The 22663-nt window shown below is 54.4% G+C and carries 22 protein-coding genes; 6 read left to right on the forward strand and 16 right to left on the reverse strand.

The window, feature by feature from the left end:
• Positions 1-43: 43 nt before the first annotated feature.
• From P8T57_RS06535 to P8T57_RS06545, 3 genes are read right to left on the reverse strand one after another with little or no spacing between them, the layout of a single operon-like run.
• Positions 44-1009 (reverse strand): prephenate/arogenate dehydrogenase family protein, encoded by a 966-nt coding sequence (locus tag P8T57_RS06535; RefSeq protein ID WP_341364946.1) that lies wholly within the window; start codon positions 1007-1009, stop codon positions 44-46.
• 1 nt (position 1010) lies between these two features.
• A complete protein-coding gene (gene hisC, locus P8T57_RS06540) occupies positions 1011-2108 on the reverse strand; it encodes a histidinol-phosphate transaminase (RefSeq protein ID WP_341364947.1) in 1098 nt (365 codons plus the stop codon).
• Positions 2109-2161: 53 nt separating this feature from the next.
• A complete protein-coding gene (locus tag P8T57_RS06545) occupies positions 2162-3055 on the reverse strand; it encodes a chorismate mutase (protein ID WP_341364948.1) in 894 nt (297 codons plus the stop codon).
• 177 nt (positions 3056-3232) lie between these two features.
• On the opposite strand from P8T57_RS06545, the gene P8T57_RS06550 reads away from it, so the two are divergent.
• From P8T57_RS06550 to P8T57_RS06565, 4 genes are all read left to right on the forward strand, one after another.
• Positions 3233-4393 (forward strand): homoserine O-acetyltransferase, encoded by a 1161-nt coding sequence (locus tag P8T57_RS06550; protein ID WP_007091998.1) that lies wholly within the window; start codon positions 3233-3235, stop codon positions 4391-4393.
• A 3-nt stretch (positions 4394-4396) separates the two neighbouring features.
• A complete protein-coding gene (gene metW, locus P8T57_RS06555; protein WP_051682054.1) occupies positions 4397-5041 on the forward strand; it encodes a methionine biosynthesis protein MetW in 645 nt (214 codons plus the stop codon).
• 87 nt (positions 5042-5128) lie between these two features.
• The gene (locus P8T57_RS06560) at positions 5129-5998 is read left to right on the forward strand and encodes a hypothetical protein (protein ID WP_341364949.1); all 870 of its coding nucleotides are present in this window, start codon (positions 5129-5131) and stop codon (positions 5996-5998) included.
• 10 nt (positions 5999-6008) lie between these two features.
• A complete protein-coding gene (locus tag P8T57_RS06565) occupies positions 6009-6299 on the forward strand; it encodes a hypothetical protein (protein ID WP_341364950.1) in 291 nt (96 codons plus the stop codon).
• Here the strand turns inward: P8T57_RS06565 and moaE are convergent.
• From moaE to P8T57_RS06600, 7 genes are all read right to left on the reverse strand, one after another.
• Positions 6296-6754 carry a molybdopterin synthase catalytic subunit MoaE gene (gene moaE / locus P8T57_RS06570; RefSeq protein ID WP_110252480.1) on the reverse strand — a complete coding sequence of 153 codons (459 nt, stop codon included), beginning with the start codon at positions 6752-6754 and terminating at the stop codon, positions 6296-6298. The two genes, P8T57_RS06565 and moaE, sit on opposite strands and share 4 nt — an antisense overlap.
• A gap of 24 nt (positions 6755-6778) precedes the next feature.
• Positions 6779-7330: a CDP-diacylglycerol--glycerol-3-phosphate 3-phosphatidyltransferase gene (gene pgsA / locus P8T57_RS06575; protein WP_341364951.1), complete on the reverse strand. Its 552-nt coding sequence runs from the start codon at positions 7328-7330 to the stop codon at positions 6779-6781.
• Between the two features lie 154 nt (positions 7331-7484).
• A complete protein-coding gene (locus P8T57_RS06580; protein ID WP_341364952.1) occupies positions 7485-8735 on the reverse strand; it encodes a uracil-xanthine permease family protein in 1251 nt (416 codons plus the stop codon).
• Positions 8736-8910: 175 nt separating this feature from the next.
• Positions 8911-10830, reverse strand: coding sequence for an excinuclease ABC subunit UvrC (gene uvrC, locus P8T57_RS06585; protein ID WP_341364953.1), 1920 nt, complete (start codon positions 10828-10830; stop codon positions 8911-8913).
• 439 nt (positions 10831-11269) lie between these two features.
• The gene (gene folB, locus P8T57_RS06590; RefSeq protein WP_051682075.1) at positions 11270-11695 is read right to left on the reverse strand and encodes a dihydroneopterin aldolase; all 426 of its coding nucleotides are present in this window, start codon (positions 11693-11695) and stop codon (positions 11270-11272) included.
• A 62-nt stretch (positions 11696-11757) separates the two neighbouring features.
• A complete protein-coding gene (locus P8T57_RS06595; protein ID WP_040060167.1) occupies positions 11758-12528 on the reverse strand; it encodes an SDR family oxidoreductase in 771 nt (256 codons plus the stop codon).
• A gap of 158 nt (positions 12529-12686) precedes the next feature.
• Complete coding sequence (locus P8T57_RS06600) at positions 12687-13649, reverse strand: calcium/sodium antiporter (RefSeq protein WP_063094364.1); 963 nt, start codon at positions 13647-13649, stop codon at positions 12687-12689.
• A 317-nt stretch (positions 13650-13966) separates the two neighbouring features.
• On the opposite strand from P8T57_RS06600, the gene P8T57_RS06605 reads away from it, so the two are divergent.
• Positions 13967-15727: a cation:proton antiporter gene (locus tag P8T57_RS06605; RefSeq protein WP_007091987.1), complete on the forward strand. Its 1761-nt coding sequence runs from the start codon at positions 13967-13969 to the stop codon at positions 15725-15727.
• 62 nt (positions 15728-15789) lie between these two features.
• Here the strand turns inward: P8T57_RS06605 and phoB are convergent, their stop codons facing one another.
• From phoB to P8T57_RS06635, 6 genes are all read right to left on the reverse strand, one after another.
• Positions 15790-16485, reverse strand: a complete 696-nt coding sequence (phoB, locus tag P8T57_RS06610; RefSeq protein ID WP_007091986.1) for a phosphate regulon transcriptional regulator PhoB — start codon at positions 16483-16485, stop codon at positions 15790-15792.
• Between the two features lie 17 nt (positions 16486-16502).
• On the reverse strand, positions 16503-17225 hold the full coding sequence (phoU, locus tag P8T57_RS06615; RefSeq protein WP_007091985.1) for a phosphate signaling complex protein PhoU: 723 nt from the start codon (positions 17223-17225) through the stop codon (positions 16503-16505).
• Positions 17226-17246: 21 nt separating this feature from the next.
• Positions 17247-18050 (reverse strand): phosphate ABC transporter ATP-binding protein PstB, encoded by an 804-nt coding sequence (pstB, locus tag P8T57_RS06620; RefSeq protein ID WP_037987065.1) that lies wholly within the window; start codon positions 18048-18050, stop codon positions 17247-17249.
• A gap of 1 nt (position 18051) precedes the next feature.
• Positions 18052-19401: a phosphate ABC transporter permease PstA gene (pstA, locus tag P8T57_RS06625; RefSeq protein ID WP_341364954.1), complete on the reverse strand. Its 1350-nt coding sequence runs from the start codon at positions 19399-19401 to the stop codon at positions 18052-18054.
• Positions 19394-20773, reverse strand: coding sequence for a phosphate ABC transporter permease subunit PstC (gene pstC / locus P8T57_RS06630; RefSeq protein WP_341364955.1), 1380 nt, complete (start codon positions 20771-20773; stop codon positions 19394-19396). The genes pstA and pstC overlap by 8 nt, the downstream gene beginning before the upstream one ends.
• Positions 20774-20908: 135 nt before the next feature.
• Positions 20909-21937 (reverse strand): PstS family phosphate ABC transporter substrate-binding protein, encoded by a 1029-nt coding sequence (locus P8T57_RS06635; protein WP_063094360.1) that lies wholly within the window; start codon positions 21935-21937, stop codon positions 20909-20911.
• Positions 21938-22364: 427 nt separating this feature from the next.
• On the opposite strand from P8T57_RS06635, the gene P8T57_RS06640 reads away from it, so the two are divergent.
• The gene (locus P8T57_RS06640; protein ID WP_341364956.1) at positions 22365-22655 is read left to right on the forward strand and encodes a hypothetical protein; all 291 of its coding nucleotides are present in this window, start codon (positions 22365-22367) and stop codon (positions 22653-22655) included.
• Positions 22656-22663: the final 8 nt, after the last annotated feature.

The raw sequence follows: 22663 nt of genomic DNA on the forward strand, positions 1-22663 counted from the left end.
TCCGCCCGACGACGGCCTGCCATTTGCAAACCGTGAAAATTGATTATTTATCGGTCTTGTTTTTGCCCTTGGCGTCGCTTTGGCGGTCTTCACCTTCGGCCGAGAAATTGGTGAAATACTGCCCGGCATCGACAATACCACGGCGGATTTCACGCGTACGGCTGAACAGGTCGAACAGTTTTTCACCCTCGCCCCAGCGGATCGCGCGTTGCAACGCCATCAAATCTTCCTGAAAACGGCCAAGAACCTCAAGGACCGCTTCGCGGTTGTTCAAAAACACGTCGCGCCACATCGTCGGGTCGGATGCGGCAATACGGGTGAAATCACGGAAACCCGATGCGGAAAACTTGATGACTTCCTGACGCAGTGCATCTTCAAGATCGGTTGCCGTCCCGACGATGGTATAGGCGATCAGATGCGGCAGATGCGATGTGATGCCAAGAATGCGATCATGATGATCGGCATCCATGCATTCGACTTTCATGCCACATGCTTCCCAAAGAGCCTGCACGCGTGCCGTCGCACTTTCCTTTTCACCGGGAACCGGGGTCAGAATGCACCACCGGCCTTCGAACAGTTCGGGAAAACCTGAATCCGGTCCGGAATGTTCGGTCCCGGCCAAAGGATGGCCCGGCACGAACGAGACGCCTTCGTCAAGATGCGGCGCAATGTCGCGAATGACCGCCTGTTTGACCGATCCGACATCGGAAACAATCGCACCTTTTTTAAGGTTTCCGGCAAGCTGTGCGCCGATGGCTTCATTGGCCCCCACCGGCGCACAGATCATCACCAGATCAGCATCTTTAACCGCTTCCTTGATGCCGCAATAGGCTTCATCGGCGATACCAAGTTCAAGCACCCGGTCACGGGTGGCTTCGGAACGCACGGCACAAGTGATCTTTTTCGCCAGACCATCGCGCAGGATACGACGGGCAAGTGACGAGCCAATCAGCCCCATGCCGATAAAGGCAACGGTATCAAAAAGCGGTTCGGATGCGGTGTTGGTCATTTTACCTGTTCACAAAGTCTTTAATCGCCTGAAGGCAGATTTCCATTTCTTCCTTCGTACCGATGGAAATACGAAGCATCTGCGGCAGGCCATAAGCACCGATTTTGCGCGGAATAACGCCCTGTGCCATCATGAAATCATTGGCAGCATCCGCGTTCTTGCCTTCTTCCTTGGGGAATTCGACCAGAACAAAGTTGCCATAGCTCGGATGGGCGATCAGCCCGTCAATCGCGTTCACCTGATCGCGGAACCACGCCAGTGTTTCGGCATTGTGACGCACGCAGGCATTGACGAATTCATCATCATCAAGTGCCGCAAGACCGGCTTCCTGTGTCGGAAGGGCCACGTTAAACGGATTGCGCAGGCGTTGCAGAACATCGGCAATATCAACCGGCGCATAGCACCAGCCAAGGCGAATGCCACCAAGACCATAAATCTTGGAAAAGGTGCGGGTCATGACGGTATTTTTACCGGCACGCACCAGTTCTTCACCGGCAGAATAATCTTCCTGACCAGTCATGAATTCGGCATAAGCCGCATCAACAACCAGAACGATATCTTCGCGCAAACCATCACGCAGGCGTTTCATTTCCACATCATTGATGTAGGTGCCCGTCGGATTGTTCGGGTTCGCGACAAAAACGATTTTGGTTTTTTCGGTCACAGCCGCCAGCAACGCATCAACGCTGGTGGTCATATTGGTTTCGGCCGCAGTCACCGGAACCGCACCGACACCCTTGGCCGCAATCGGATACATCAGGAAGCCATGCTGCGAATACAGCACTTCATCCCCCGGACCCGCATAGGCACGGATCAGAAGGGTGATCAACTCGTCCGAGCCGGCACCGCAGACAATCTGATCGGCTTCAATATTGTATTTTTCGGCCAGCTTGTTTCGGAGCGCCTCGCAACCGCCATCGGGATAGCGATGCAGCTTTTCAGCCGACTTGCGGAGCGCCTCGATGGCCTTGGGGCTCGGACCAAGCGCGCCTTCGTTCGATGAAAGCTTGATCACGCGGGTTGCACCATCGGTGCGCGACTTGCCGCCAACATAAGGCGCAATATCAAGAATGCCGGGACGTGGGGTGGGCGCAGACATTTCCTAGTTTCTCCCAGTGGGCAGGGCCGGTGACAATCAACCGACCGGTATTATCAACTCAGCGCGTCTTCAGGAATCGGCACGCCATAGGAACCGACAACACTGAGCCCTTCGGGATCAAGTCCCTGATCGGTCAGTGCACGCTGAAACGCTTCGGCGCGATTACAAAAGAATCCCGGCACATCAACAAGAACAAAACGTCGATCACCGGTTTCATCGGCAGAAAAGCCAAGGATTGCCGATCCATCGATGCCATTCGCAATTTTTTTGCGCGCCGTATCCATCGAAATCTCGTTTGGCAGGCTGACGATAAACAGCGTGCGATCATCACCGCTTTCTTCAAGCTCGATTGCCGCAAGAACAAATCCTTCGGTCTGCTCACCCCGTCCGACCGGACGTCCGCCAAATGGCAGTTTCGAGACAATGCGCACCGGGCTGTCATCGGACAACAAGGTCCACCATGGCTGTGCTTCGCCAAGTTCGGGTTTCGGGAACACACCGACCGCCGCACGGCCTTCTTCAAGGGCATAAAATGCTTCGCGCGGTGTATCGAACTCGACGATTTCGTTCAGGCAGCCAAAGTTAAGGCGCGCAAGTTCCCAGCAATCCACCCCGTCGGCATTGCGGCAAAGGGCGACCGTATAAGGGGCTTCAAGGCGCGTTCCGGCAGCGATCATTTCGCGCCAGATCTGGATCAGGGCCGTTTTCGGAAAGGCACCATCGTGACGATCAACCAGTGTACGCATGATACGGGCTTCACGTGCCGGACGATACGGCACCTTGACCTTGCCACCGGCCGCAATCACCCGGTCCTTATAGGCCCCGACTGCCTGCACAACCTTGGTACGCCGAATGATCAGGGATTGCAGTGCCTGATCGATATCATCGATTTCCGCCCTCAGCCCGTTCAGGTCAAGATTTACTAAATTTTCGTCGCTTTGCGCCATGATCCGCTCTTTTGTCAAACGGGGCCCAGTATTAGGACAGGGCAACCGAAAAGCAAAGAAAAGATTGACTAAATCCCGGTCTATTCCTAGCTAGAACAGGCTTGTTTTCTTTGATGCCAAGGAACAGCCAGCCCTGCCTGCAACAAAAACAACCTAATCCAAGGGAAACGGACATTCATGTCGACCGCCGCCAGCACAAATCAGCGCAGCAAACTTCCCGGCCATCACATGGTTCTTGGGGAAACGGAAAAGCTGCGTCTTGATAGCGGCATCGAATTCGGGCCGTTCACCATTGCCTATCAGACATATGGTGAACTTAACGCCGACAAAACCAACGCCATTCTGGTTTGCCACGCCTTGACCGGCGATCAGTATGTCGCCGATGAAGTCCACCCGATCACCGGCAAGGAAGGCTGGTGGCGTGAAATCGTCGGGCCGGGCAAAATCATCGATACCAACAAATATTTCGTCATTTGTTCGAACGTGATTGGCGGTTGCCTGGGAAGCACCGGACCCAAGGAAATCAACCCGGCTACCGGCAAGCCTTGGGGCCTTGATTTCCCGGTGATCACGATTGCCGATATGGTGCGTGCGCAGACCATGCTGATCGATGCATTGGGCATCGATACCCTGTTTGCGGTTATTGGCGGCTCGATGGGCGGCATGCAGGTTCTTGAATGGTGCAAAAGCTATTCCCATCGCGTTTTTGCCGCCGCGCCGATTGCAACCAGCTTCCGCCATTCGGCGCAAAACATCGCGTTTCACGAAGTCGGGCGTCAGGCGGTCATGGCCGATCCGGACTGGTGCGGGGGCAATTACCTGCTGGAAGGCAAAAAGCCTTCCCGCGGGCTGGCCGTGGCGCGGATGACGGCGCACATCACCTATCTGTCGCAACCGGCCCTGCATCGCAAATTCGGTCGCAAGCTTCAGAACCGCGGGGCGATTACCTATAGCTTCGATCATGATTTCCAGATCGAAAGCTATCTGCGCCATCAGGGCAAAAGCTTTGTCGACCGGTTTGATGCCAACAGCTATCTTTATATCACGCGGGCGATGGATTACTTCGATCTGTCCGCCGATGCCGAAGGCCGTCTTGGCGAAGCCTTCGTTGGCTGCAAAACCCGTTTCTGCGTCATTTCGTTTTCCAGCGACTGGTGCTTTACCACCGCCGAAAGCCGCCAGCTTGCCCACGCATTGAATGCGTCATCGTGCAATGTCAGTTGTGTGGAAATCGAAAGCGACAAGGGGCATGATGCCTTCCTGCTCGACGAGCCGGATTTCCATATGGTGTTAAGCGGCTTTATCGAAGGCGCTGCTGAAATCCGGGGATTGAAATAGGTTATGAATCACTCTTTACCCAATGGCAGCGGCGTTATTCCGAATGATCGCATTCGTGTCGATTTGCAGGTTATTGCCGATATGGTCGAACCCGGCACCCGTGTGCTTGATATCGGGTGCGGCGATGGTGAATTGCTGGGTTATCTGACGCGCAGCAAAAATGTTGATGGCCGCGGGCTTGAGCTTTCCAACGAAGGGGTTCGCAATTGCGTGGCACAGGGTCTTCCGGTGATGCAGGGCGATGCGGATCGTGATCTTGGTGATTATCCCGACGGGGCGTTTGATTACGCCATCCTCAGCCAGACATTGCAGGCGACCAACCGCCCGAAACAGGTTCTGACCGAACTGCTTCGCATCGGCCAGAAGGCCATCGTTTCCTTCCCGAATTTCGGTCACTGGCGTGCGCGGTTTGATTTGATGTTCCGCGGGCGCATGCCGCAAAACCCGAACCTGCCGATCATGTGGTACGAAACTCCGAACATCCATTTTTGTACCGTCCGGGATTTTGTCGCCCTTTGTGATGAATGCGGCTTTAAAATCGAACGGTCGATGGTGCTGAATGAAAGCGGATCGAAAGTCAGCCTGGATAGCCATTCACGGCTTGCCAATTTCTTTGGCAATCAGGCGCTTTTCATGCTGAGCAAGTAGTTCCTGCCAACGCCTTTGTCATTTTTGCCATCACAATTACCCCCCATCCCCGTCAGATGACGAGCATGATCACGTGATGGGGACGTTATGGCAGTTTCATCGATCTACCAATTCACACGCAAGGCAGTTCTGATTATTGGCATCGGGCTCTTGGCAGCCTGTTCGCAAAAGGCCGAAACCCTGAAAATCACGGTCACCCAGTTTGGCAGCGCGACCGAGGATGCCTTTGATGCCTATGGCACGGCACAGACCGCGCAATTTGCGCCAGCGCCAAAATCGCAAAACGCCCGGCAATCGGAATTCATCGCGAATATGGAAGCCTTCACAGGCAAGGTGACGCCATCCAATCTGCCCACCCTGCTTGATCCGGATGCGGTTAAAATCGATCCGAATGTTGCGCAACAATGGCAAAAGACACTGGCCAGCCTGCGAAACCAGTATCAGCAATTTGTCGCGATTTTCGATCAGATCGAAGCCGGATCGGCACTTGGGGCATCGGCGGTAACGGATTCCGGTCCGATCCTTGAAAAACTACGCAATCAGCTTGACGCCATCACAAGCGATCTGGCCAAAGACCCGCCGCAATTTCTGGTGCGCCGTGGCACACTGATTGCCGATTTGAACAAAATCCGTTCCGAACCGAACGATGATGACGATGCCAAATCACTGCGTCTGCAAATCTGGTGGCAGGATTGGAACGCTTTGATGGCCGAAGAAAAACTGCTTCAGGCACATACATTGCGCAGTTTCATGGCAGCATCTGCGTTAGGCAGACATTTGCAAACGCAGATCGATAATTACGCCAAGCTGGATGTAAATGCCCTGATCGGGGCTGCCGAACAAGGCATAACACTGGCCGGAAAAGTGCGCAGCCTGTCCCCAACGGAACTTGTCGCCGAGGGCCGCAATCTGTTTGAGACCGCAACCGGCAGCACAACAGCCACACCGGCACAATAGGGAGATTCCCATGAACAATCTTGATGAATTGATCCGTGCGGCCAAAAACAGCTTTGTTGAAATTGACGCAGCCTATCAGGCAGCCGACATCAACGAAAAACTCGTGATGGCCGAAACGCGCAACAAGGCCGCCGATCAGCTTATAGCGCTTCAGGCCAAGCGACTTATCCGGAATGCATCGGCAATTACCGATGCGGATATAACCGAGATGAAAAGCCTTAAAGACCGGGTCGACGATGCCGCCCAAATCCAGACAGCCCTGCTGAAATTTGTCGGGTTGCTGGCAAAATTTGTCGGTTAATCCGTGTTCCAGCGCTCGGCATCGGCATCGTCCGATGCCTTCGCTGTGACCCAGTGATCGCCTTTGGGGGTTTGTTCGCGTTTCCAGAAGGGTGCACGGGTTTTAAGGAAATCCATGATGAAGTCGCAGGCTTCGAACGCGGCGCGACGATGGGCCGACAACGTGATCACCAGGACAATCCGTTCACCGGGCAACATACGGCCGAACCGATGCACAATCCGCACATCATCAAGCGGCCAGCGTCTGGCGGCCTCGTCTGCGATATTTTCAAGTTCGCGTTCGGTCATCCCCGGATAGTGATCAAGGGTCAGAGCCGAAACCTGATCACCGCCATGAATATCACGCACCAGTCCAACGAAACTGACCGCCGCCCCGATATCGGTACGGCCATCGGTGAGGGCGGCCAGTTCGACGCCCGGATCAAAATCGTTTTCCTGAACGGATACGCGTGCCATGCGGAACCTTATCCTATGCAGCCCTTAGTCGAGATGCTTAAGCCCGGTGCGAAGATAGATATACCCGGTCTGAACCGTCACCAGCCCGGCAATCCATAACAGGATATCACCAATCAGGATCGACGGGATCATGTCCGGCGACGCATCGCCAACCAGAAGAAACCCGATGGCAAGGATTTGTGCCGTGGTTTTCCATTTCGCAAGCACCGTCACCGGCAGCGGTACTTTCAGTTCGGCGAGATGTTCGCGCAGGCCCGACACCATGATTTCCCGGCACATGATGATCACAGCCGGCAAAACAGCCAGACCGGAAATACGTTCAAACGCCACCATCATCATCAGGGCGGCGGCAACCAGAAGCTTGTCCGCGATGGGATCAAGGAACCGGCCAAGCGGCGAAACAACATTCATGCTGCGCGCAAGGTAACCATCAAAAAAGTCCGTTACCCCGGCAAAGGCAAACAGCGCAAACCCGATCCAATTACCAACCGATCCGCTGATATAGAAGGACGCAACCAGTGCCGGAATCACAATGATGCGCGACAAGGTTAGCAGATTGGGAATCTGGTTTTTCATAAGGGGCCTGTTTGCGGATATGTGCGGCAGTAAAAAGTGTGGATGACCTGTTATGAGCCAAACCGCACAATTATTAAAGTCTTGAATATATGACAACAAGGGCGATGTTTCAGATGTCAAACAACCGAAACATCGCCCTTGCGTTTCAAACGCCTCAGTCCGCGGGGGCCTCGGATGATTTGCGACCAATGCTCAGCAACTGGTAGAGAATGATTGCCGCAAGCGTCGCCGTGCCGATCCCGCCAATCGCGAAACCACTAAATTTCACCGTGAAGTCGCCGCCCCCGAAAATAAGGGTAATACCAACGGTGAACAGATTGCGCGGATCGGAAAAATCGACCCGGTTATCCACCCAAAGGCGCACCATTGCCGCCGCAATAAGTCCAAATACCGCAACACCAAGCCCGCCCAGAACCGGTGCCGGGATGGTATGGAGCAACGCCCCGAATTTCGGCGAAAAGCCCAGCAGGATTGCAATTACCGCCGCAATCACAAAGATCAGGGTCGAAAAGACGCGCGTTACGGCCATGACACCCATGTTTTCAACATAGGTGGTCACCCCCGTACCGCCACCGGAACCGGCCAGCATGGTTGCCAGACCATCGCCAACAAAGCCACGGCCGATATAGCGATCCATATTCTGTTTGGTCATGCCGCCAATCGCCTTGATATGGCCGAGGTTTTCCGCCACCAGAATGAAGGCCACCGGGGCGATCATGAACATTGCCGAACTTTCAAAGCGCGGCCCGACAAAGGATGGCATGCCAAACCACGCTGCCTGCGAAAGTTCTGTAAAGTCAATCGCTGGCATCAGGCCAAACCCGTTCCCCAACACCAGAACCAGCACGTAACCCGCCAGAATCCCGATCAGAATCGAAACACGGCGCACTGAAACCGGCGCATAGACAGAAACCATCGCCACCGACAGCAATGTCAGAAGCGCCACCAGCATATGCATGTTATCGCCGGAAATACCGTTGATCCCGACGGGTGCCAGATTAAGACCGATGGCCGCCCCCACCGCCCCCGTCACAGCCGGTGGCATCAGTTTTTCAACCCAGCCCGTCCCGGTTGCCATGACGATCAAACCAATCACGACATAAAGTGCACCCGCCGCAATAATACCGCCAAGCGCGCCACCGATATCCGGGTTGGGGCCAGATCCGGCATAGCCGGTCGCGACAATAACCACCGCAATAAAGGCAAAGGAAGATCCCAGATAGCTGGGCACACGCCCCGCCGTGCAGATAAAGAAGATCAGCGTGCCGATCCCGGAAAACAGGATCGCAAGGTTCGGATCAAACCCCATCAGAAGCGGGCCAAGAATGGTGGCACCCGACATGGCGACAAGGTGCTGCAAGCCCATCGGGAACATTGCCCCCCACGGCAGACGTTCGTCAGGCATGACGGTAGAAGACCGGGTCAGAGACCAGGAAGGAAAATATCGCATCGGTTTCCTTAAGCTGACTTTTAGACGTTACCCCAGTAACGCACTCTGCCCGATCAGCATGGCGCGTTATCAAACCGCGTCGGGTATCGCGCCCTGACCGGCAAAAAGCAAGATGCCTGCCGCAGGTTTTTTATTCCGTGTCATGAAAATGATCGTAAATCTTGCGGGCAAGGGCGGCACTGATGCCATCCACCGCCTCAAGATCGGTCAAACCGGCATCCGCCACGCCGCGCGCCGATCCGAAATGATGCAGCAACGCCTTTTTGCGTGCCCCGCCAACGCCGGGCACATTATCAAGAACGCTTTTGCCGATCTGCTTGGACCGTTTGGCGCGATGCGTGCCAATCGCCCAACGGTGCGCTTCGTCGCGCAAACGCTGGATGAAATATAAAACCGGATCCTGCATATCAAGACGCACGGGCGGTTTTCCGGGGATATGCAGCACTTCCTTGCCCGCATTGCGATCAACACCCTTGGCAACGCCGACAAGCATCACGTCTTCGATCCCAAGGTCTTCAAACACTTCGCGGGCCACGCCAAGCTGCCCCAAGCCACCATCGATCAGACAAAGGTCCGGCCATGTACCGTTTTCCCGGTCCGGGTCTTCCTTTTGCGCACGCGCAAACCGCCGGGTCAGAACTTCGCGCATCATGGCGAAATCATCACCCGGCGCGATATCGCCCTTGATATTGAATTTGCGATAGGCACTTTTCATAAAACCCTCGGGTCCGGCAACGATCATGCCGCCAACCATGTTGGTGCCCTGAATATGACTGTTATCGTAAACCTCAATCCGTTCTGGCGTGCCGTCCAGTTCGAGTTTATCGGCCAGATCTTCCAGCAATTTCCGTTGCGAAGCACTTTCGGCCATGCGCCGCCCAAGCGCGTCCTTGGCATTGGTCAACGCATGTTCAACAAGCTTGCGTCGACCGCCACGCTTGGGCACCTGCAAGGTGATCTTACGGTTATTGTTGATCGACAATGCGGTTTCGACCAGTTCCTGACCTTCGATCTCATGCGATAGCAGCACCTGTTTCGGGGCCGGTTTATCGGCATAGAACTGCCCGACAAAGGCCGACAGGATTTCGGCAATTTCCGCCCCCTGTTCATGGCGCGGAAAATAGGACCGGTTGCCATAGTTAGAGCCCGAGCGGAAGAAGAAGACCTGAACACAGCTTTGCCCGCCTTCATGATGCAGGGCGATCACATCGGCCTCTTCTACGCCTTCCAGATTGATGTCCTGATGCGACCTGATCTGGCTTAACGCACGGATACGATCGCGATACATCGCGGCCTGCTCGAAATCCATCCGTTCAGACGCGGCAAGCATGTCGGCTTCAAGCTGCTTGAGGATTTTCTGGCTGCGCCCGGTCAGGAAGTCACGGCAGATATCGACAAGCCGGTCATATTCTGCCTTGGCAACCCGATCCACACACGGTGCGGAACAGCGTTTGATTTGATACAGCAAACACGGACGCGACCGGTTGGAAAATACGGCATCCGTGCAGGAGCGCAGCAAAAAGGCACGCTGCAAATGGTTGATCGTGTTGTTCACCGCCCAGGCGGACGCAAACGGACCAAAGCAACTGCCATCCTTGGCCCGTGCCCCGCGATGCTTGACGATGCGCGGATAATCATGATCCTCGGTGATCAGGATATAGGGGAAACTTTTGTCATCGCGCAGAAGGATGTTGTAACGCGGTTTAAGCTTCTTGATCAGGTTGGATTCAAGAAGAAGCGCCTCGGCTTCGGTGTGGGTGGTGATGATTTCCATCCGCACCGTCTGTGCGACCATACGGGCAATCCGTATCGGCAACTGCATCAGACGGGTATAGGCCACCACCCGCTTTTTAAGGTTCTTGGCCTTGCCGACATAAAGAACCCGGTCCTTGTCATCAATCATGCGATAGACACCGGCCGATCCCGGCATGGTTTTCAGCGCATGTTTGATGGCCTCGACACCGCGCGCAGCCCCCCCGTCATAATCATCGCCATCAAGCGACAATCCGATTTCCCGAGCGGGGTTTTCGGATGGGGTTTCAGGCTTCATCAGGCGTCTCCGGCAGATTTATTAAAAATCAAAAGTTGTGACGGCTGTCACTTCTCAAAGTGGCTTCCGACAATACCCAAAAAGATTAACGTCGCAACATCACTTCACAGAATCGCAACCCAAAAAAGATGTCCACCAAGGCTGTGGATAAGTTTGTGGGTAATAGGGGGGCTCTTTGCTGCACCCCTTGAGAGTCTTAACGTTCTATGAAGTGCACATTTATTGAGCAAACAATCTAAGTTATTGTTTTTAAAAACAAAAAATACTGTCAACCTGAAAACATTCGGTAATACAGGAGTCAAAAAAGAATATTTTCCTTTGATTCCATGCCCCCAGATGCTTGTGCATAAGGGAGACAGCGATTCGGCCTAGAGGAATCACAGAGTCCCCGTCCAAAACCGTTAACAAAAGTAAATTTTAAGCAGATTTATGGATGGGATCAGCGCGCGATATTAAAGCGCTCTATTTCCACTCCGACCGCGGCAACGTCGTCAAAGACATCAAGCTTTTCAACCCGGACGTTTACCTTGCGTACCCGACGATCCGCCAGGCACATATCGGCCAGTTTTTCCCCAAGGGTTTCCACAAGGTTCACATGACCGTCGCGGCAAATTTCCCGCGTGCCGGTCACCAGATCCTCGTAGCTTAAAACAGTGGCAATATCGTCATTCTGGACACCCTCGCCTTCCAGAACGGCAAGGTCCAGATTGATCCGCACCCGCTGCGGAGCATGTTTTTCATGGTCATATACGCCAATGGATGTCTCGACAACCATGTCACGCACGAAGACACGACGCAAACTGCCGGCATGATCTGCATAGGGCAGTGTCGTAATGTTATCGTCCTGCTTAAGGCCTGCGGTCATGGTCTGGTCTTCCTTGTGCTGCGCTTGGTGCGGCCAGATGTCCGGAACCCAAGCCCGACGCATCATTCCTCTGGCATATTCTGTTCGCCACTGGGCGCCCAATTGAGGTGCTGCCCGCCGTCAAGCGCTAACATTTGCCCGGTGATGGCTGGCGCGGCAAGGAAAAATCGTACCGCGTCGCAAATCTCTTGCGGGTTTGTCCCAATTTTCAGGGGCGTCTGATCGCATTGCTGATCGAAAACTTCCTGTGTTTGCCGGACACTAGGCAGTGCCGGGCCGGGACCAATCGCATTGACCCGGATGTGCGGCGCCAATGCCAGTGCCAGTGTCTGGGTCAGCGTCCAAAGGCCGGCCTTGGACAAGGTATAAGTCATGAAATGCGGTGTCAGATTCCAGACACGCTGATCAATCAGGTTGATGATGACGCCCTTTTGCCCGGCGGGCAGCCGTTTGGCGAAATCCTGCGACAACACAAACGGTGCGCGCAGATTGGCTTCCATATGATAGTCCCAGCCCTCACGCGTGGCGGTGCTGATATCATCATATTCAAAGGTGGATGCATTATTGATCAGCACACCAATCGGGCCAAGTGCAGCCGTTGCTTCGCGTACGACACGGCTGCTGTCTTCTTCCTTGCCAAGATCAGCGGAAATAACGCAGGCGCGACGACCAAGGGACCGGATTTCCTCGGCAAGCTGTTCCGCATCCCTGCGCGAGGAATGGCAATGAAGGGCAACATCATAACCCTGTGTCGCCAGATCAAGCGATAAAGCCCGTCCGATACGCTTGGCAGCCCCGGTTACAAGAGCCGTTTTAGGCATTTTCCCTGTCATCTGGTTTCCATCCCGTTCATCAAGATGCGCCCCTTCCCGGGGAAGGCAGCCCCCTTAAATATCGGCCGCCGTCATTTATGTTTGGTCATTCCGGAACTTACAATCAAACCCGCCAGCCGGTCCATAACCGCATTTACCGTTTCAGGCATGAAGATCAATCATGCCGTAACCAGACTCGCGACATATCCCAGATAAGCCAGAACAAAGACGATCCCGGTGATCCGCGACACTCCGCGCAGGAAATAGCCGACCACCAGCAAAAGAATGGTAACTGCCAGCATGATCCAAAGATCGGATTGCAGAATCTGGTCTGGCACGGCAATCGGCGCAATCAGCGATACACCACCGATGATCACCAGCAGGTTCAAAAGATTGGAACCAACAACATTGCCAAGTGCAACGTCGGAATGCCCGCGGAACGCAGCAACAATCGATGCCGCCAGTTCAGGAAGCGATGTTCCGAATGCGACAAGGGTCAAGCCAATGACGGCTTCGGACACACCGAACTGACGCGCGACAGAAACACCACCATCCACCAGCAGATCCGCCCCATAGGTCAAGGCGACAATCCCGATAACCGTAGCAACAATCGGCTTGAGCCAACCACTTGGTACTTCGCCGACTTCGTCGACTTCTTCCTCATGCAGGTGGCTGGCATCACCCGGGCTTTTTTTGTCATGCTGATAGGTAAAGTACCAGATCGCTGCCAGAACCAGCAGCATCACCGCCCCAGCCCAGCGTTCGACAACGCCAAACATGCAAAGCCCGATGAACAGAACGGTTCCCAGCAGCATGGTGCCGCCATCGCGTACAACCATGGTCCGCGATGCCGTAATCGGTTTTAGAACCGCTGTTGCGCCGAGGATCAAAAGAATATTGGCAATGTTAGAACCAACCACGTTCCCCATCGCGATGTCGCCCGACCCGGCAAGCGCCGCATTCAGCGACACGACAAATTCGGGGGCCGACGTCCCTGCGGCAACCACGGTCAAACCGACAATGATCTTGGAAACCCCCATCAACAGCGCCAGACCGACAGCACCGCGAACAATGAACTCACCACCGGCAGTCAAAAGCACAAGACCACCGATAATCTGCAAATAGGGGATGAACTGTTCCAATTCCGGCCTGCTCGTTTGGGGAAATTTCTGATTTTTTCATGCCCTTTTACAGGCCAGCGGAACATGGCATTGCGAACGCAGAATAGCAAGCTGCGTCGTCCCGTCGTAATACCATTCTTCACATCGGTGTGATGCGGTTCCCACACTGGCACGCATGCCGAAAGCAATCGTCGCGGTCGCCTGCTCTTAAGACGTGTCATCCATCACAGATGCCCTCTCATACGCGAAATTTCCATAGAAATCATAGGGGTATTTCCGCTATCCTGATTTGAACGACTTCCTTTACACGCCTATCTGCGCCGGACGCATAATCCATCATGTCACACAGCGTTCTTTTCGAGCTGTTCCTTGTCCTGACCGCCGCGGTGATTGCCGTCCCGCTGGCACAGAAATTACGTGCGAACTCGATCATCGGTTTCCTGATCGGTGGCTTTTGCATCGGCCCTTTCGGTTTTGGCCTGATCAGTGACCGCGAAGACATTTCAACCGTCGCCGAGCTTGGCATTGTCTTTCTGCTGTTCATGATCGGTCTTGAATTGTCGCGCGAACGCCTGCGTGTGATTGGGGGCCGGTTCGCGACCCTTGGTTTCCTGCAGATCGGCGTCACGATGGCCGTGATGTTCGGTGTATTGCTGCTGATCAATTACGATATGCCCGCCTCCATCGTGATTGCCGGGGCGCTCGCCCTGTCATCAACAGCCATTATCCTTAAACAGCTTTCCGATGAGCGCCAGTTGCACACACGTTTCGGGCGTGCAGCCCTTGCCATCCTGCTGTTGCAGGACGTTGCGGTTGGTCCCTTCCTGATCATGGTGCAGGCCGCAGGCAATGCCGGGAGCGAAACCAGCCCCTGGATCAGCGCACTAAGCGGTGTGGGGGCGGTTGCTGTATTGTTGCTGACCGGTCGTTATCTGCTGCCACGACTGTTTCGGTATATTGCGGCCCTTAAAAACCCGGAACTTTTTGCAATCGGGACCCTGTTTGTCGTTCTGGCTGCCAGCACATTGACCGAAGCCGCGGGCCTTTCAATGGCGCTTGGTGCCTTTATCGCCGGAGTAATGTTGGCCGAAACCGAATTCCGCCATCAGATCGAAGCCGACATTTCGCCATTTCGCGGTGTTTTCCTGTCGCTGTTCTTCATGTCTGTGGGAATGTCGGTCAATGCCAATGTGGTCATCGGTCAGGCCGGAACGATCATTTTGTGGCTGATCGGGCTTCTGGTCATAAAGGCAGCGGTTCTTTTCGGATTGTCCCTGCTGATCGGCTTTAACCGGGCATCGTCAATCCGGGTCGCCATGAGCCTGGCCGCCGGTGGTGAATTCGCCTTCGTCATGCTTGCACTGGCATCGCAGAACGGGGCGGTTCCGATTGACATCGCCGTGATGCTGATCCCGGTGGTTGCGATTTCGATGGGTCTGACGCCGACTTTGATTTCGCTCGGCCATCGCATCGAACAGAAGCTTCATCCCAAGGAAACCGATCAGCTAAGCGAGATCTCGGATGAAACCGACGGCATTCAGAAACATGTTCTGGTGATTGGTTGCGGGCGCGTGGGCCGGGTTCTGGCCCGTCTGCTGCGCACCAAGGAAATCCCGTTTATCGTTCTGGAATCCGATGCCCAACAGGTTTCGCGTGGCCGAGCCGAAGGTCTGCCGGTTTATTTTGCCGATGGGTCCCGACCGGAAACATTTCGTGCCGCCCATACCGAACAGGCCCATATTGCCGCCGTTGCCATGGGCAACCCGCACGCAACGGAAAAGACCGTCGCCTTGCTGCGACAGCATTATCCGCATCTGAAAATCTTTGCCCGTGCCCAGGACATCACCCATATCGGTCCGCTGTCACGCAGTGGTGCCGATGCGGCCATCCCAGAGGTACTTGAAACCGGTTTACGCCTGTCCGATCACGTTCTGGCGGCCTGCGATATCCCGCAGGAAGATATCGATATCGAAATAGCCAAGTTCCGGCGTGCCGATATGCTGCTGATGAACGAACTTGCCCCGCGCACCGCGCGCCAAAAAACCGAAGACCAGGCACAAAAAACTGCCAAACCGGCAAAATCCAGGAAAAGCACCTGAAACGCAAAGACCCCCATCACAATAATGGGGGTCTTTCGTTTCGTCTTCCGGAATAACCGCAATCAGGCGGCTTCGACATCCAGTGCATAACCCGCGGCACGAACCGTGCGGATCACATCGCGCGTTCCCTTGACGTCATTCAATGCCTTGCGCAGACGACGAATGTGAACATCAACCGTGCGGGTTTCGACATAGATATTCGGCCCCCAAACCGCATTCAGAAGCTGCTCGCGCGAGAAAACCCGCCCCGGATGTTCCAGGAAATAACGCAGCAGACGGAATTCGGTCGGGCCAAGATGGATAGCCTTGCCGTTACGACTGACACGATGGGCGGCCAGATCCATTTCGATATCGGAATAGATCAACTGCCCTTGTGGTTGCGCCGGACCGGATCGACGCAGAAGTGCGCGAATACGAGCCAGCAATTCACCAATCGCAAACGGCTTGGTCACATAATCATCGGCCCCGGTATCAAGGCCGCGGATGCGGTCGCCTTCTTCGCCACGCGCCGTAACCATGATCACCGGCAAATCGCGGCTTTCAGGCTTCCGGCGGATCTGGCGGCAAACCTCGATCCCTGACATCACCGGCAGCATCCAGTCCAGAAGGACCAGATCGACATGGGTTTCGGCCAGAATTTTCAACGCTTCGTCACCGTCCCCGGCTTCGACAACCTGCATCCCCTCGCGTTCGAGGTTGTAGCGCAACATGGTTACGATTGCAGCTTCGTCCTCGACGATAAGAACCGTTGGGTCCATCTTCCTATGCTCCAGTGTCACTCATTCGGTTCTACGACGGCAAAGTTCGCCGCGTCATTTTTTGGCCGAGTATCCATCGGCAGGTCTTCGCCCTTGATCCGGTAATAGATCGTTTCGGCAATGTTGGTCGCATGATCGCCAATACGTTCGATATTCTTGGCGATAAACAGCAGATGGGTCGATGCCGTGATGTTACGCGGATCTTCCATCATATAGGTCAGCAGTTCACGGAACAGGGAATTGTACATATCGTCAACTTCCTGATCGCGCGCCCAGACACGCTGGGCCTTTTCCGCATCACCTTCGATATAGGCATCCAGAACGTCCTTGATGATTTCCTGGCACAGCTTGGCCATGTTCGGGATCACCTGAACCGGGCGGATCGGCGGCACCTGGTTAAGAACCTGCGCACGCTTGGCGATGTTTTTCGCCAGATCACCGATACGTTCCAGATCGTTGGACAGTTTAAGCGCGGTCACCACCTGCCGCAGGTCATCTGCCATCGGCTGACGCAGGGCCAGAAGACGTACGGCAAAATCCTGCACTTCCTGTTCCAGCGTATCGATACGGTGATCGGAAAGAATGACCTTCTCGGCCAGTTCCGAATCCCGTTTAACGATCGCACGAATGGCGGAAATCAGCTGACTTTCGGCAAGCCCGCCCATCTGCGAAATGATGTTGTTCAGACGGGTCAGTTCTTCGTCAAACGAACTGACGATATGATGTTTCTCATCGACCATCGAAAATACTCCTGCCCGGACTTAACCGAAGCGACCCGTAATGTATCCCTTGGTGCGTTCGTCCTTGGGATTGGTGAAAATCTGATCGGTTTCGCCCACTTCGACCAGCTTGCCGAGATGGAAAAACGCCGTGCGCTGCGACACGCGGGCAGCCTGCTGCATGGAGTGCGTCACGATCACAATGGTGTAGTTCGAACGAAGCTCGTCGATCAGTTCCTCGACCTTTGCGGTTGCAATCGGGTCAAGTGCCGAACACGGTTCATCCATCAGGATGACTTCGGGGCTGACGGCAACCGCACGTGCAATGCAAAGACGCTGCTGCTGCCCACCAGAAAGACCGGTTGCCGGTTCCGGCAGACGGTCTTTGACTTCTTTCAGTAGACCCGCCCGTTCAAGCGAGGTCATGACGATTTCATCGAGCTCGTCGCGCGAATTCACCAGACCGTGAATACGCGGGCCATAGGCCACGTTGTCATAAATCGACTTCGGGAACGGGTTCGGTTTCTGGAACACCATGCCAATGCGCGCGCGCAACTGAACAACGTCGATTGCCTTGTCATAGATATCACGGTCATCAAGCGTTACCTTGCCCTTGATCGTGACACCGTCAATCGTGTCATTCATGCGGTTCATGCACCGCAGGAAGGTTGATTTGCCGCAGCCCGACGGGCCGATAAGTGCTGTGACCTGGCGTTCGACAATGTCAAGATTGACATCAAAAAGCGCCTGGTTGTCGCCGTAGAAAAGATTGAGGTCACGGGCCGTCATTTTCGGGCTAGTGACTGACGGCTCTGCCGTCATTGCGCTTTGAGTTACAACAGCCATTTTACCACTTCCGTTCAAATTTCTTGCGCAGATACACGGCCAATCCGTTCATCAGGATCAGGAAGCCCAGCAAGACCATGATGGCCGCCGAAGTCTTCTCGACAAAGGCACGTTCCGGACTATCCGCCCACAGATAAATCTGCACCGGCAGAACTGTCGCCGGATCAAGTGCACCGCCCGGGATATCAACAATAAACGCCACCATACCGATCATCAGAAGCGGCGCGGTTTCCCCAAGAGCCTGCGCCATGCCGATGATGGTCCCGGTCAGAATACCGGGCATCGCCAGCGGTAACACATGATGGGTCACCGTCTGAACCGGCGACGCCCCAAGACCAAGGGCCGCCTGCCGGATCGACGGCGGCACTGCCTTGATCGCCGCACGTGATGCGATGATGATGGTCGGCAATGTCATGAGGGCCAACGTCAGACCACCAACAACCGGGGCCGACCGCGGCAGGTGCATGACATTAAGGTAAACCTCAAGCCCAAGAAGACCGAACACGATCGACGGCACAGCCGCAAGGTTGTTGATGTTGACTTCGACAATCGTCGTGAACCGGTTTCGCGGTGCAAATTCTTCCAGATAGATCGCCGCCAGAACACCAATCGGAAACGACAGTATCAGTGTCACAGCCAGGGTATAGAAAGACCCGACCGCAGCGCCCCAAATCCCGGCCAATTCCGGTTCGCGGGAATCACCATTGGTAAAGAACCGCGTATGGAACTGCTTTTCAACCGATCCTTGGGAGACCAGTGAATTGTACCAACCAATTTCCTGATCATTCAGGCGACGGTCGCCTTCGTCTGTGTTTGCACTGATGTAACCTTTGTTGAGCATATCAAAGTCGTCACCGGAAATCAGCCAGACCTTCCGGGTCTGTCCGATCAGAGACGGATTTTCAAGCACCCTCTCGCGCAGATCATAAGATGCCCCGCCCGAAACAATGTCATAGAGATCACGCCGTTCGCTACGTCCGCTCACTTCCGGGAACTGTTTGCTCAGTGCATCCCTGATCAGACCATCAAAATTGGCCCGGCCAATAATTGCCGGGTCACCTGTTCCGTCCGGATCGATCTTGGCCGGGTCGAAAAAGATTTCCATCTGAACATAGGTCTGGAAAAAGGCACTATAACCTTTCGAAATGATCGAATAGCCAAGCACAACCAGCGCCATAAGAGCGATGGCAATTGCGCTTAAGCCGTAAATCTTGAACCTGCGTTCCGCTGCGTAACGTTTTTTAATGTTACGTGCCAATTTCGGGCTGTCCCAGTCAACCGGCGTGTGCAGATTGCCAGAGATCACTTTTGCGGCGGCTCTGTCTTCCATAAGCGATGCCATATCAGTCATATTTCTCGCGATACTTCTGAACAACCTTAAGGGCAAACACGTTCAGACCCAAGGTGATAAGGAAAAGAAGCAGACCCAGTGCAAATGCCGACAGGGTTTTGGCACTGTCGAATTCCTGGTCACCGACCAGAAGTGTTACGATCTGCACGGTAACAGTGGTCACGGCCTGCAACGGGTTTACCGTCATGTTGGCGGCGAGTCCGGCAGCCATCACAACGATCATGGTTTCCCCAATCGCACGCGACACCGCCAGCAATACCGCACCAACAATACCGGGCAGGGCTGCGGGGAAAATCACATGCCGAATGGTTTCAGACCTTGTTGCACCAAGGCCATACGATCCGTCGCGCAACGACTTCGGCACCTGTGACATGACATCATCAGACAGCGATGACACGAACGGAATGATCATGACCCCCATGACCAGCCCCGCAGCCAGCGCACTTTCGGAACTGACATCAAGTCCAAGCACAGCACCATTGTCGCGCAAGAACGGAGCAACTGTCAGGGCCGCAAAGAAGCCGTAAACAACCGTCGGAACACCCGCCAGAATTTCAAGCGCAGGTTTGGCAACGGCCCGGAATTTGGGCGATGCATATTCACCCATATAGATGGCAGAGAACAAACCGACCGGCACCGCCACAAACATTGCAATCAGCGTAATCAGCAATGTTCCAACAAAAAGTGGGATTGCGCCAAATGCACCGTCGGACGCCACCTGATCTGCGCGGATGGCCGTCTGCGGGCTCCATTCCAGACCGAACAGGAAGTCCAGCGGGCTGACCTTGCCAAAGAAATGCAGCGCTTCAAACAAAAGCGAGAAAACAATGCCGACCGTCGACAGGATGGCAATCGCCGAACACACGATCATGATATAGCGAAACAGCCGTTCGACATTGTTTCGCGCGCGCATTTCCGAAGAAATCCGGCGATAAGACAGAGCCAAGCCCACCAGGGCAACAGACACCATCACGACAATAAGAGCCGCATTTGCGATGGTGTTAAGATTGGCAAGCCGATGGCCGGCCTCTACAATCTCGGGAGAAACGGTAAGATGTTCCCCGCCTCCGGCAGCAATTTGCGAGATGCTGTTAAGCGCCAAAGATAACAGCCCGGAATTGGACGTCACTTCTTCGGGAAGATCGGCAACGATCATTGTCTGAATGATCGTCCCTTCAAACATCATCCAAACCAGCAAAAGGCCCAAAGCCGGCAGGCCGCACCACAACGCCGTATACATCCCGTAATGCGCAGGCAGCGAATGAAGATTGCTGTATCGACCGTTCGACAGGGCAACCGCGCGCTGTCGACCGAAATAAAATGACACGGCACACAGGAGTGCCAAAGCAAGCAGCAAATAGGTCAGGGACATTGCGATTAATCCATTTGCCAAAGAATGACCAAAAAACTTGGTGCGCGTTTAAGGCAGGTCCAAGAATAAATCAATTAAAGCCTGAAAACAAAGAAACCGGTGGCAGAAAAGGCTGCCACCGGTTGAAAGATCGCGTTACATGCTCAGCGGAGCAAGGTTCAGCGCAGCATTACGGACTGCTTCACGCTCGGCCGCATCCATCGGGATGAGACCACGGTCAGCAAGGTAACCTTCGTCACCAAATGCTTTGTCGGAGGTGAATTCGGTCAGATATTCTTTGATACCCGGAATGGTACCAACATGGGCGTTCTTGACATAGAAGTACAGCGAACGCGAAACCGGGTAATCACCAGCAGAGATGGCTTCGAAGGTCGGCTCAACACCGGCAATCAGGGAACCCTGAAGTTTGTCGCCGTTCTGATCAAGGAACGAGAAGCCGAAGATGCCAAGCGCATCATGGTTTGCTTCGAGTTTCTGAACGATCAGGTTGTCGTTTTCACCGGCTTCAACATAGGCACCGTCTTCACGAACGCCTTTGCAAACTGCACCGTGCTGATCTTTGTTGTCCTTGATTGCCTTAATGGCTTCGAAGGAGTCACAGGCTTCTTCAAGTACCAGCTCGGTGAAGGCATCACGGGTACCGGAGGTCGGGGGCGGGCCGAGAACTTCGATTTTAACGTCCGGCAGGCTCGGGTCGATTTCGGCCCAGGTGCTGTACGGGTTATCGATCAGCGACTTGCCGTCTTTCGAAGGAACGGTTTTGGCCAGCGCCAGGAAGATCTGTTCTTTGGTCAGGTCAAGACGCGGAGCATCTTTGGAGTTCGACAGAACGATACCGTCGTAACCGACTTTGACTTCGGTGATTTCGCTGATGCCGTTTTTGGCACAGGTTTCAACTTCGGACTTCTTGATGCGACGCGAAGCATTGGTAATGTCCGGATGCTGTTCGCCAACACCGGCGCAGAACAGCTTCAGACCACCGCCGGAACCGGTCGATTCAATAACCGGTGTCTTGAACGAGGTGGTTTTACCGAATTCTTCAGCAACCGCAGTTGCGAACGGGAAAACGGTGGACGAACCAACGATACGAATCTGGTCGCGTGCCTGAGCCGCGCCAACAAAGGCAACGCTCATCAGCGCCGCAACAGCAAGAGTCTTCTTCATGGTAAATTCCCCAGTAATTGTTCCAAACCGGAACGGTGCAACGATCTGCGAGGCGGACTCTAACGCTGGGTGCTTACGGTATTGCGTCACTTTTGTTAACATTATGTGACAACGCATCGGAGATGAAAAAAACCTCGAAAAAACCTTTATTTATCAAAGGTTTTCTAAAATAGATCCGGGCCGGAATCAAAACTGAAACCGGCATTTTTCCTGTTTCCAGCCGCAGGTTTTACAGTCTTCGTTACATAAACTGTAACATTGCCCCGAAACATCACCCGGACTGGATAGACGACGGCACGGCAGCAGACCGTTAACTGTTTTCGGTTTCCCTGCCTTTACAAAGCCCCCCGAAAACACGAAGCTTGTTCATAAGATATCAATCCGTTGGGAACAAAGTAGCGCAGAACCGCGCAAAAGGGAGACGACCATGAGCACTTCGCTCGACGAGATTCAGGAACTGATCCAGAAGCTTTCCGGTGAACTGGGCGACATGTCCGAAGCCGCATCACGCCACATTGATGACCTGCATGTCGCGGTCAATAACATTGCGTCTCATGTCCTTGCCATGGAAGCCGTCATTGCGGTGATGGCAACAAAGGTCGATGTCAGCGAAGCCGAAGTTCAGAACTGGATTCGCGAAAAAACCGCTGCTTTTGCCGAAGACAGCAGCGAAGGCTCTGCCGCCGAAAGTATCGCCAACAGCCTGCTTGCGAAATAAGCGGTTTC

It is taken from the genome of Thalassospira sp. SN3W, assembly GCF_038070535.1.
Taxonomy (GTDB): domain Bacteria; phylum Pseudomonadota; class Alphaproteobacteria; order Rhodospirillales; family Thalassospiraceae; genus Thalassospira; species Thalassospira xiamenensis.

Coding starts and splice junctions, on each gene's coding strand:
- P8T57_RS06535 (WP_341364946.1), bottom strand. CDS start 1,009: ATGACCAACACCGCATCCGAACCGCTTTTTGATACCGTTGCCTTTATC.
- hisC (WP_341364947.1), bottom strand. CDS start 2,108: ATGTCTGCGCCCACCCCACGTCCCGGCATTCTTGATATTGCGCCTTAT.
- P8T57_RS06545 (WP_341364948.1), bottom strand. CDS start 3,055: ATGGCGCAAAGCGACGAAAATTTAGTAAATCTTGACCTGAACGGGCTG.
- P8T57_RS06550 (WP_007091998.1), top strand. CDS start 3,233: ATGTCGACCGCCGCCAGCACAAATCAGCGCAGCAAACTTCCCGGCCAT.
- metW (WP_051682054.1), top strand. CDS start 4,397: ATGAATCACTCTTTACCCAATGGCAGCGGCGTTATTCCGAATGATCGC.
- P8T57_RS06560 (WP_341364949.1), top strand. CDS start 5,129: ATGGCAGTTTCATCGATCTACCAATTCACACGCAAGGCAGTTCTGATT.
- P8T57_RS06565 (WP_341364950.1), top strand. CDS start 6,009: ATGAACAATCTTGATGAATTGATCCGTGCGGCCAAAAACAGCTTTGTT.
- moaE (WP_110252480.1), bottom strand. CDS start 6,754: ATGGCACGCGTATCCGTTCAGGAAAACGATTTTGATCCGGGCGTCGAA.
- pgsA (WP_341364951.1), bottom strand. CDS start 7,330: ATGAAAAACCAGATTCCCAATCTGCTAACCTTGTCGCGCATCATTGTG.
- P8T57_RS06580 (WP_341364952.1), bottom strand. CDS start 8,735: ATGCCTGACGAACGTCTGCCGTGGGGGGCAATGTTCCCGATGGGCTTG.
- uvrC (WP_341364953.1), bottom strand. CDS start 10,830: ATGAAGCCTGAAACCCCATCCGAAAACCCCGCTCGGGAAATCGGATTG.
- folB (WP_051682075.1), bottom strand. CDS start 11,695: ATGACCGCAGGCCTTAAGCAGGACGATAACATTACGACACTGCCCTAT.
- P8T57_RS06595 (WP_040060167.1), bottom strand. CDS start 12,528: ATGACAGGGAAAATGCCTAAAACGGCTCTTGTAACCGGGGCTGCCAAG.
- P8T57_RS06605 (WP_007091987.1), top strand. CDS start 13,967: ATGTCACACAGCGTTCTTTTCGAGCTGTTCCTTGTCCTGACCGCCGCG.
- phoB (WP_007091986.1), bottom strand. CDS start 16,485: ATGGACCCAACGGTTCTTATCGTCGAGGACGAAGCTGCAATCGTAACC.
- phoU (WP_007091985.1), bottom strand. CDS start 17,225: ATGGTCGATGAGAAACATCATATCGTCAGTTCGTTTGACGAAGAACTG.
- pstB (WP_037987065.1), bottom strand. CDS start 18,050: ATGGCTGTTGTAACTCAAAGCGCAATGACGGCAGAGCCGTCAGTCACT.
- pstA (WP_341364954.1), bottom strand. CDS start 19,401: ATGACTGATATGGCATCGCTTATGGAAGACAGAGCCGCCGCAAAAGTG.
- pstC (WP_341364955.1), bottom strand. CDS start 20,773: ATGTCCCTGACCTATTTGCTGCTTGCTTTGGCACTCCTGTGTGCCGTG.
- P8T57_RS06635 (WP_063094360.1), bottom strand. CDS start 21,937: ATGAAGAAGACTCTTGCTGTTGCGGCGCTGATGAGCGTTGCCTTTGTT.
- P8T57_RS06640 (WP_341364956.1), top strand. CDS start 22,365: ATGAGCACTTCGCTCGACGAGATTCAGGAACTGATCCAGAAGCTTTCC.